The following is a 7,981-nucleotide window of genomic DNA, read 5'->3' as shown; positions in this document are numbered from 1 at the left end:
GGTTTTGAACATGATGCTGATATAAACGCGGCTAAGAATATTGCTGCCTTGGGGTTGTCCGTAAGCCAGCCCGAAAGTCCGGGGATGACCTGCCACTTGCAAGGACAAATGTCCTTGTTTGGTATGCTCGATCTGGGCTAAAGCTCAGTGGCTTCAGAGAAAGAGTTGCTTACTAAACCTATTGCAAAAATACTTGAACTGCTGCTAAAGCTACGCTGTGGTAAACCAGCCTGATGAAAGATATATTCTGATTATGGGAATACTAGATTTAACACCAGACTTCGCAGGAAGGAGTTGATGTCTAAAGGTGAATGGAATAACATCTCGAAAAATACAGTTCCCCTAGAATGACCCATAACATACCTAAAACCAGTGAAGCATAATACAATTACCCATGATTTTGACTCTGGTTGGGAAGGAGAAATACTACCTCCACAGGAAAATGACGACCATTTATCGGAAGCATCTAAGCTACTACGGCAAGGAATTCAACAGCAGCAAGCTGGTGAATTAATAGTGGCGATGAAGTCTTTGCAACAATCCTTGGGGCTGTTTCAGGCAGTTGGGGATTTGCAAAAACAGGCACAGGTACTTTCTTTTTTAGGATTGGTAACTTATAGCACTGGAGACTACAAAGGTGCTATCTCTTACTCCCAACAGTGTTTGTCCTTGAGTGAAGACACTTCAGATTTAGCGTTGCAGATGCAAGCACTTTCCCATTTAGGCAATGCATATCGTCACCTGAATGACCATCAAAAAGCAGTTGAGTTTCTAGAAAAGTGTTTGAAAATAACGCAGCAATTGCAAGACAAACGCAGTCAAGTTGCAGCACTGAATAATTTGGGATTAGTATATAAAGTTTTAGGCAACTTTACACAGGCAATTGAGTATCAACAGCAAAGCCTAGAAATTGTGCGGGAACTCAAAGATAATTGGGGCGAGGAACAGGTACTAAAGAATTTGGGTAATGCTTGGTATGGTTTGGACAATTACCCAAAAGCGATCGCCTATTATGAACAGTGTGTAGTACTATCACGCTCTTTAAAAAATGTTCGCAGTGCTTCTCAGGTGCTAAAAAATTTGGGAAATGCTTGTTATGCCTTAGGTGATTATGCCAAAGCCATTAAGTATTATGAAGATCGCTTGCAATTAGCTAAAGAAACTCAAGACAAGCGTAGCGAGGAGCAGTCTTTAGGTAGTTTAGGAATTGCTTGTGAAGCTTTGGGTGACTATAACAAAGCAATTACATATTATGAAGAACGTTTGCTCTTAGCTAGGAATATGAAAGACCGCCGCAGTGAACAAGAAGCTCTTGCTCGTCTAAAAGCTGCTTGCTACGCCTTGGGTGATTATGCTAAAGCTATGCAATACCAGCAGGAAACATCTCCAAATAGTTAAACTTAATGTGATGGACAAGTCAAGTCTTTGAAAGCATCTATATTCCATCAGGTTAATATTGAGCGTTCTCGGCTAGCTAATCATAAGTAATCATAATCTATACTATGTCTGCTAGTGAGAATATTCTGTCTTATTAAGTATCATAAGCTACAAACCTTCTAGCGATCGCTCTTCTCTTAAAAACTTTTTGGTTTACTGTCAATGAGAACCGCATAGCAGCATTTGGGACGGCGGTATTCTTGAGCCGACCAATGCCAGTTCCCGATGATTGGCAAACTACCGTCCAGCAACTCAATAATTGGGCGCTGGAAAAGTCTGAAGATTCTAGGCTTTATGATTTCGGAAAGGAGTTGAAACAACAGTGCTTACGTATACAAATTCTAAGAGCGATCGCATCTCGGGGCTATTTGGTCTTACAGCAGTTTTCAGGTAAATAGCTGTAAACAGAAAAGTTATTCAATTCTGGCGCGGAGTGCCGGAGATGGAAAGAGATTTTCAAATCCAGCTTGTCGCTCGTTCAAGGGTTCTAGAGCATCGTTCCAAAGACTTTCATAGTAAAAGAAGCTTACACCTAGATGGCGTTCTTGGACAGCCCGCACCTGAGACTTAATTTGCTCGATGGAAACTGGATTATTTCGTAACCCTGCCATAATGCCAATTGCAGTTGGAATTATTTGTTGCGCTTCTTGAATTTCTGAGCGAGAAATATTTGCCACAAAACTTTGCAGATTCGGACGATAAATTTGCACAATTAACTCGTCTACAATATTTTGCCGCATCCAACTCAGCCAATCTTGCAGGTGAAACTTGTAAGCCAAATCATAGTAATTGGGAGCAACGGAGAAAATCGCCTGGGGTTTTCTCTGCTTCACCGCTTGGTTAAGTTGTACCATGAACGCCGTAATTTTATCTGCTCGCCACTCTACCCATGCCGCATCTTGAGGATTAGTTGGGGGAGCATTATTGGTTTCTTGGGTGTATAAGGCAACTGTATATTGATCGTAGCCAAATTCGTAGGGCAAACTCATGTGATCGTCAAACTGAACGCCATCGGCATCATATTGAGTAACAGTTTCTAGCACAAGATTGGTAATGAACTGTTGCACTTGGGGATGGAACGGATTCAGCCACATTACCTCACCACTTGCACTGATTGAAGTTTGGCTACCATCCCGCTTTTGTGTGAACCAATCTGGATAATTCAGTGCCAGTTCTGAGGTTGAGGGAGCCATGAAACCAAATTCAAACCAGGGAATTACTAGCAATCCTTGGCGATGAGCTTGGGTAATCAGGTCTGCCAGAATATCATGTCCATCTGAACCTTTGTAGACAAAAGGTTGAATACCTGCACGTTGTGCTAGGGCACTGGGATACATTACATAGCCAGAATTCCACACCACAGGATAGATTGTGTTGAAGTTTAGCCGCCGCAGTTGACTCACCGCATCCTGCACTTTGGCGCGACTCTTGAGGGTGTCAAAATCATTGTTGGTCATCCAAACCCCACGAATTTCCTGACGGGGTAACTGTGCGATCGCAGGGGTGAAACTGTCTACCAACAATACCGTAACAAAGGATATTAAAATGAGAATTGGGAAAAGATACTTAAGCGATGTCTGACGACAAGCTGCTGTACATCTACGCCGCCAACTTTGAACAATAAAAGATAATTTCATAGATCTGAATGATGCATTAGCTACCCACACACGTCATTGCTTGCTTTTATAATTGAATCTATTAACCATATAGTCTACAAGTATTTATGCTGACTACAGGATTAATGAGTTGGTAATTGTTCGTTCCCTGCTTATGAAACTTTTGCACCATAAAAACTAAAGCAGACCTAGCAAAGTTATAAGATGCTTGACGCAGTTAGTGGTCATTAGTGCCCAATAGATATTGAGAATGAGGCATTGGTTATACTCCATTGGACTTCCAAAAAATAAAATCACCAGTGTAGAGTAATGATAATCATTCAGTCCTCAAGTTCTGCCAAGAGATTGATGTAGACTTGGATAAATATAAGTTAAACTAATAGCTAAATTAAAAACACTTTAGGAGATTTAAACTACTTAATGTAATCTCCCATTTTATATTAATAACTGATATCTAATTTTTGAGCTTCAAAGAACCATTATAAAAGATATAGTTGTTCAATTTATTTATTGGAACTGAATGCTTAAACATAAGTTTTTTCTGTAATTCTTATAGATTTATTTAAATTATCTTTAATATATTCAAGGATACTTTGAGCAACATACTCTGCAAGTTTGACTGGGACAGCGTTTCCGATCATCTGTTCCAGGTCTGTTTTTGTTCCTTCAAAAATAAATGTTTCTGGAAAAGTCTGCAAGTAGCTTCTTTCAATTGTAGTCAATGGGCGTAAGTTTCCTATAACGGGGACTGGATCTTTAGGGTGTTTTTTATAGGTTTTAGGAATAGGACGATTAACTCCTCTTACTGTTGGGCTAGGTTCATCAATTAAGAGATCGAATGAAACAGCCCTGCCCTTTTTAAGGGGAGCCACTGCGGTCTTGGGGTCTCGTCAAGTGGAGTAAGTGGCGTGGGTTAGCGGGGATCGATGTTTCAGGTTTTCACTGCGTAAGTCCTAAGAATAATACCATCAGGTAATCTTCCTATTACTAGTTTTCTATAAGGAAGATAATCGCTTTCAAATGCAAAAAACAAATTAGTATATACATAAATTTGTGTATTTAATAATACTTTTAAATTTACTAAACTATTCTAGACCCTATCTGTGTCACAATAGAAAACTGTAATAAGAAAAATATTGTTAAGGTAATTTAGTGAGTCCAACTGCTCAATCCACGGCAAGTGCGCGTCGCGTAGTATTTCCTTTTACGGCAATTGTGGGCCAGGAAGAAATGAAACTGGCGCTGCTATTGAACGTGATTGACCCCAAAATTGGTGGTGTAATGATCATGGGCGATCGCGGCACCGGGAAATCCACAACTATCCGGGCGCTGGCGGATCTGCTGCCAGAAATTTCTGTGGTTGCCAATGATCCCTTCAGTAGTGATCCTAGCGACCCCGACTTGATGAGCGATGAAGTCCGCCAACTGTTAGAACAAGGAGCCCAAATTCCTGTAACTCAGAAAAAAGTCCAAATGGTAGACCTGCCGCTAGGAGCTACAGAAGACCGAGTTTGTGGCACAATCGACATTGAGAAAGCTTTATCTGAAGGTGTCAAAGCCTTTGAACCGGGACTGTTGGCCAAGGCTAACCGAGGCATTCTCTATGTGGATGAAGTCAATTTGTTAGATGACCACCTTGTAGACGTGCTACTCGACTCCGCCGCCAGTGGATGGAACACTGTAGAACGAGAAGGTATTTCTATCCGTCACCCAGCGCGTTTTGTTCTTGTGGGTTCTGGAAACCCAGAAGAAGGCGAACTACGTCCCCAACTGCTCGATCGCTTTGGGATGCACGCAGAAATTCACACAGTCAAAGAACCAGTCTTGCGGGTGCAAATCGTGGAACAACGGGCGGATTTTGACCAAAATCCTCCAGTATTTCTCGAAAAGTACAAAACTGAACAAGAAGCATTGCAAGAGCAAATTGTCAATGCTCAACAACTTTTGCCAGAAGTGAAAATTGACTATGATCTGCGGGTGAAAATTTCTGAAGTCTGCTCAGAACTGGATGTAGATGGTTTGCGAGGTGATATTGTTAGTAACCGCGCTGCCAAAGCCTTAACAGCTTATGAAGGACGGACGGAAGTTACAGTTGATGATATCCATCGTGTAATTACGCTATGCTTGCGTCACAGACTGCGGAAAGACCCTTTAGAATCGATTGATTCTGGCTATAAAGTCGCCAAAGCTTTTAGCCGCGTCTTTGGTGTCGAACTACCAGAAAGTGATACGGCACAAAAAAACGGCACAGGTTCAAAAGTTAGGGGTTAGGGGTTAATTAATTTTGGATTTTAGATTTGGGATTTTGGATTGACGAAAAAATCCAAAATTCAAAATCTAAAATTGGCAGAGTCTAACTCAGCACTTTTAACTCAACATTCAACATTCAACACTGACTATGAGATTTTGGTCTTTTTGGTTCAACAGCTTTATTCTATCTAGCCAATACAATCCGCCCAGATTTGTAGAATTATTGATGCTCTTATTAGCGATCGCAATGCTGGCAATAGCCAGTATTTTACCCGACAGACCATACTTAATTTTAGGCTTAAGCTTAGTAGTTGGGGCATCTATTTCTATTTTAGTACGGGAAGCGATCGCGCCTTCACCCCAAAAGCGAATTACCCAACTAACAGCATCACTATTGCTCATCATCAGCCTCTATGGCTTTGCTGACTTAATGTAAGCTCTTTAAAATTAGTTATGAGTTAAAGAAGTGAAAAATTAATTAGAAACTCCTAACTCATGTACAGACGCGATTAATCGCGTCTCTCCTAACTCCTAACTCATGTACAAACGCGATTAATCGCGTCTCTGCTTTTTCATTTACCAATTCTGCATTTCCACCAATTCCATACATAACTCATTAATTTGCTCCAAATCAGGTTTGTGAGGTAGCGCAGATTGTTCGTAAAGAATTTCCATTTCGGCAACCAAATCTTCTGCCATTTTCATCACCTGCTCATAAGAATATTCACCCTTTAAAATAGCTTTTAAATCCTCAACATCGCCAGCTATTCTCCTATCTACAATCACTTCACCTTGCCGCAATATTTCTACTCCACTGCGTAACAATCTAATGCAGTGCATCCCATGCTTGAGGTCAAAACCCGACTTTCTTTCCATTTCTGCCCTAGGCGGATTTCTATTCTCCTGCCAAGATAAGTAAGCCTTCCATTCTCTTAAAGCTATTTGATAGCTTTGGCTTTTCTGAAGCAGGCGGATAAAATCTTTACGACTATTGGTTAACTGTTGGGTATATTCCAAAGTTGTATCGGGTAAAGTATATTGTTTTAACACTCCTTTAAAATCAATATCTGCCGTCAGCAATTGGTATAATTGTTCCGCTTCTTCCAAAAACTCAATCCGTCCTCTGATTAAGTTATAAAGATATTCCAGAAAAGCATTTAGCTCATCTTTGCCCAGAGGTGCTTCGTCTTCGATGGCGAAGTCAGATGGGATTGGTTTTTTTTGTGGTGGCTTTAACAACCATTTACGATGAGTTTCCATCTTTTTGATTTGGGCAAAGGCATAACCAGTGTAAGTATGTTTTACCTTCTTGCTCAGAAATAACTGTTTATGATTAATTAAATGGTGTCCGACTGAGCTTAAAAAAGGATAGTTATTTAACCAGAGCAATTCTAAAACATTGGGATTCGCGCCCGCTAATAACTGGAGGATTTTTCTTAATTCATATATAACTGTATCTTTATTGCCATCAACGAATGGAAATATTCCTGGTTCATCCCAACCATCATCTTTTTGTTCTATCCGATCAAATCCCAAGTAGTACCTTTTGGGTGCGATAAATACTCCCCGATAATCAAAGTCTGAATCAGGACGATTTAAACCATAGCCGTGGCTACCTGCCAAACCAATTAAAATAGTTCTTTGCTCAACCTCTATTCTTTTCATATCACCTGATTAAAATATACTCATCCTAACTCATGAGTTAACTCTCTTCAGATATTGCATAAATACTTCCACAGCACAAAGAAAGCCGAGGACCGGTACATATAGCTGTACTTAATCATTCGTGAACAACAAGATCCCCGACTTCTCTAAGAAGTCGGGGATCTGAGCCTTGCGTTTAATAGGAATGCCCCGAAAGGAGATGATGCAATCACATCCCCTTGAGGAGCAAAACTTGTCAATTCAGTTGTTCCTATACTTTCAGTTTCCTAGAGCAGGAATTATCTAGGATTAATGTGGCGTCTAGTTCCCCATCCTGGATTGACAATGGTGGCTAAATCTTCTTCAGACAATTTGCTGATCTCAGTGTCCAGTTCTTTAGCGGTGAAGTCATAGCCACGCTCTTGAGCAATCTTGATGAAGGCTTCTGGATCAGCTGTTACTTTGAGTCTTTCCTGTAATGCTTGATCTTGTTTTACGGCTTTAAAAAGTCGGGCAGCATTTTGCTGTGTCATGACAATCCATCTCCTGTTTGAAATATCAGGTTTGAATGTGGTAATTTAACTCCTGGGGATTCACTAACTTCTGTAAATAATTTCTAGATTAAGCATCTATAAGTTTGATCTTAAAACAAAGAAGAAAAATGTGTTGATTTTAATAAGAAAATATAACTTGTAGGCTAATAGTGCTATTAATATTTTGTAAAATTCAGCCCTAAGATAGTAGCAATTTTTGGTTAAAAAGCATTTCTTCTGACTTGTAAATTGTATTTACATTCGTGGTGGTGGATGATTTCCCATGAGGACTGTTGGCTAGTTCCTTCCCGCTATTGCAAAATGTGCGATCGCAAAGTAGTAAATTAGCTGATTTTTCATCTTCAGCCTGACCAGATACCAATGCCAAATCTAAAAATCCTGTTATAGCTTGACTTGACACCTATTAATAAAATAGTATGTTAGATTGTCTGTCTAATTCCTGCTCGGATCAGGTAGACATATTACAAAAGCTGGTAAAAG

General features: G+C 40.2%; 7 protein-coding genes and 2 pseudogenes. 4 read left to right on the top strand and 5 right to left on the bottom strand.

What is annotated here, in order from left to right; all coding sequences use genetic code 11:
• Positions 1-354 precede the first annotated feature (354 nt).
• Complete coding sequence (locus ACYTXL_RS18650) at positions 355-1,398, top strand: tetratricopeptide repeat protein (RefSeq protein WP_461926048.1); 1,044 nt, start codon at positions 355-357, stop codon at positions 1,396-1,398.
• A 251-nt stretch (positions 1,399-1,649) separates the two neighbouring features.
• A complete protein-coding gene (locus tag ACYTXL_RS18645) occupies positions 1,650-1,835 on the top strand; it encodes a hypothetical protein (RefSeq protein WP_461926047.1) in 186 nt (61 codons plus the stop codon).
• Between the two features lie 15 nt (positions 1,836-1,850).
• Here the strand turns inward: ACYTXL_RS18645 and ACYTXL_RS18640 are convergent, their stop codons facing one another.
• Positions 1,851-3,074: a glycoside hydrolase family 10 protein gene (locus ACYTXL_RS18640; protein ID WP_461926046.1), complete on the bottom strand. Its 1,224-nt coding sequence runs from the start codon at positions 3,072-3,074 to the stop codon at positions 1,851-1,853.
• 503 nt (positions 3,075-3,577) lie between these two features.
• A pseudogene (locus tag ACYTXL_RS18635) lies at positions 3,578-3,880 on the bottom strand (DNA cytosine methyltransferase); the annotation flags it as partial.
• Positions 3,881-4,205: 325 nt separating this feature from the next.
• Between ACYTXL_RS18635 and bchI the strand changes: the two are divergent.
• Both bchI and ACYTXL_RS18625 read left to right on the top strand, forming a co-directional pair.
• A pseudogene (bchI, locus tag ACYTXL_RS18630) lies at positions 4,206-5,331 on the top strand (magnesium chelatase ATPase subunit I).
• A 120-nt stretch (positions 5,332-5,451) separates the two neighbouring features.
• Complete coding sequence (locus ACYTXL_RS18625; RefSeq protein ID WP_461926045.1) at positions 5,452-5,739, top strand: hypothetical protein; 288 nt, start codon at positions 5,452-5,454, stop codon at positions 5,737-5,739.
• Between the two features lie 140 nt (positions 5,740-5,879).
• On the opposite strand, the gene ACYTXL_RS18620 is transcribed toward ACYTXL_RS18625, so the two are convergent.
• The 3 genes from ACYTXL_RS18620 to ACYTXL_RS18610 all read right to left on the bottom strand — a co-directional run bounded on the left by ACYTXL_RS18620 (position 5,880) and on the right by ACYTXL_RS18610 (position 7,901).
• Positions 5,880-6,968 carry a nucleotidyltransferase domain-containing protein gene (locus ACYTXL_RS18620; protein WP_461926044.1) on the bottom strand — a complete coding sequence of 363 codons (1,089 nt, stop codon included), beginning with the start codon at positions 6,966-6,968 and terminating at the stop codon, positions 5,880-5,882.
• Between the two features lie 278 nt (positions 6,969-7,246).
• On the bottom strand, positions 7,247-7,480 hold the full coding sequence (locus tag ACYTXL_RS18615) for a Nif11-like leader peptide family natural product precursor (RefSeq protein ID WP_461926043.1): 234 nt from the start codon (positions 7,478-7,480) through the stop codon (positions 7,247-7,249).
• Between the two features lie 199 nt (positions 7,481-7,679).
• A complete protein-coding gene (locus ACYTXL_RS18610) occupies positions 7,680-7,901 on the bottom strand; it encodes a hypothetical protein (protein ID WP_461926042.1) in 222 nt (73 codons plus the stop codon).
• Between the last annotated feature and the right edge of the window lie 80 nt (positions 7,902-7,981).

The sequence above is a fragment of the Nostoc sp. genome (genome assembly GCF_054880495.1).
The sequence above is the reverse complement of the archived record's forward strand: the minus strand, read 5'-3'. Positions and strand labels throughout refer to the sequence as shown.

What these genes read in the sequence shown, in the direction of transcription:
- ACYTXL_RS18645 (WP_461926047.1), top strand. Translation starts at nt 1,650, where the DNA reads ATGCCAGTTCCCGATGATTGGCAAACTACCGTCCAGCAACTCAATAAT.
- ACYTXL_RS18640 (WP_461926046.1), bottom strand. Translation starts at nt 3,074, where the DNA reads ATGAAATTATCTTTTATTGTTCAAAGTTGGCGGCGTAGATGTACAGCA.
- ACYTXL_RS18625 (WP_461926045.1), top strand. Translation starts at nt 5,452, where the DNA reads ATGAGATTTTGGTCTTTTTGGTTCAACAGCTTTATTCTATCTAGCCAA.
- ACYTXL_RS18620 (WP_461926044.1), bottom strand. Translation starts at nt 6,968, where the DNA reads ATGAAAAGAATAGAGGTTGAGCAAAGAACTATTTTAATTGGTTTGGCA.
- ACYTXL_RS18615 (WP_461926043.1), bottom strand. Translation starts at nt 7,480, where the DNA reads ATGACACAGCAAAATGCTGCCCGACTTTTTAAAGCCGTAAAACAAGAT.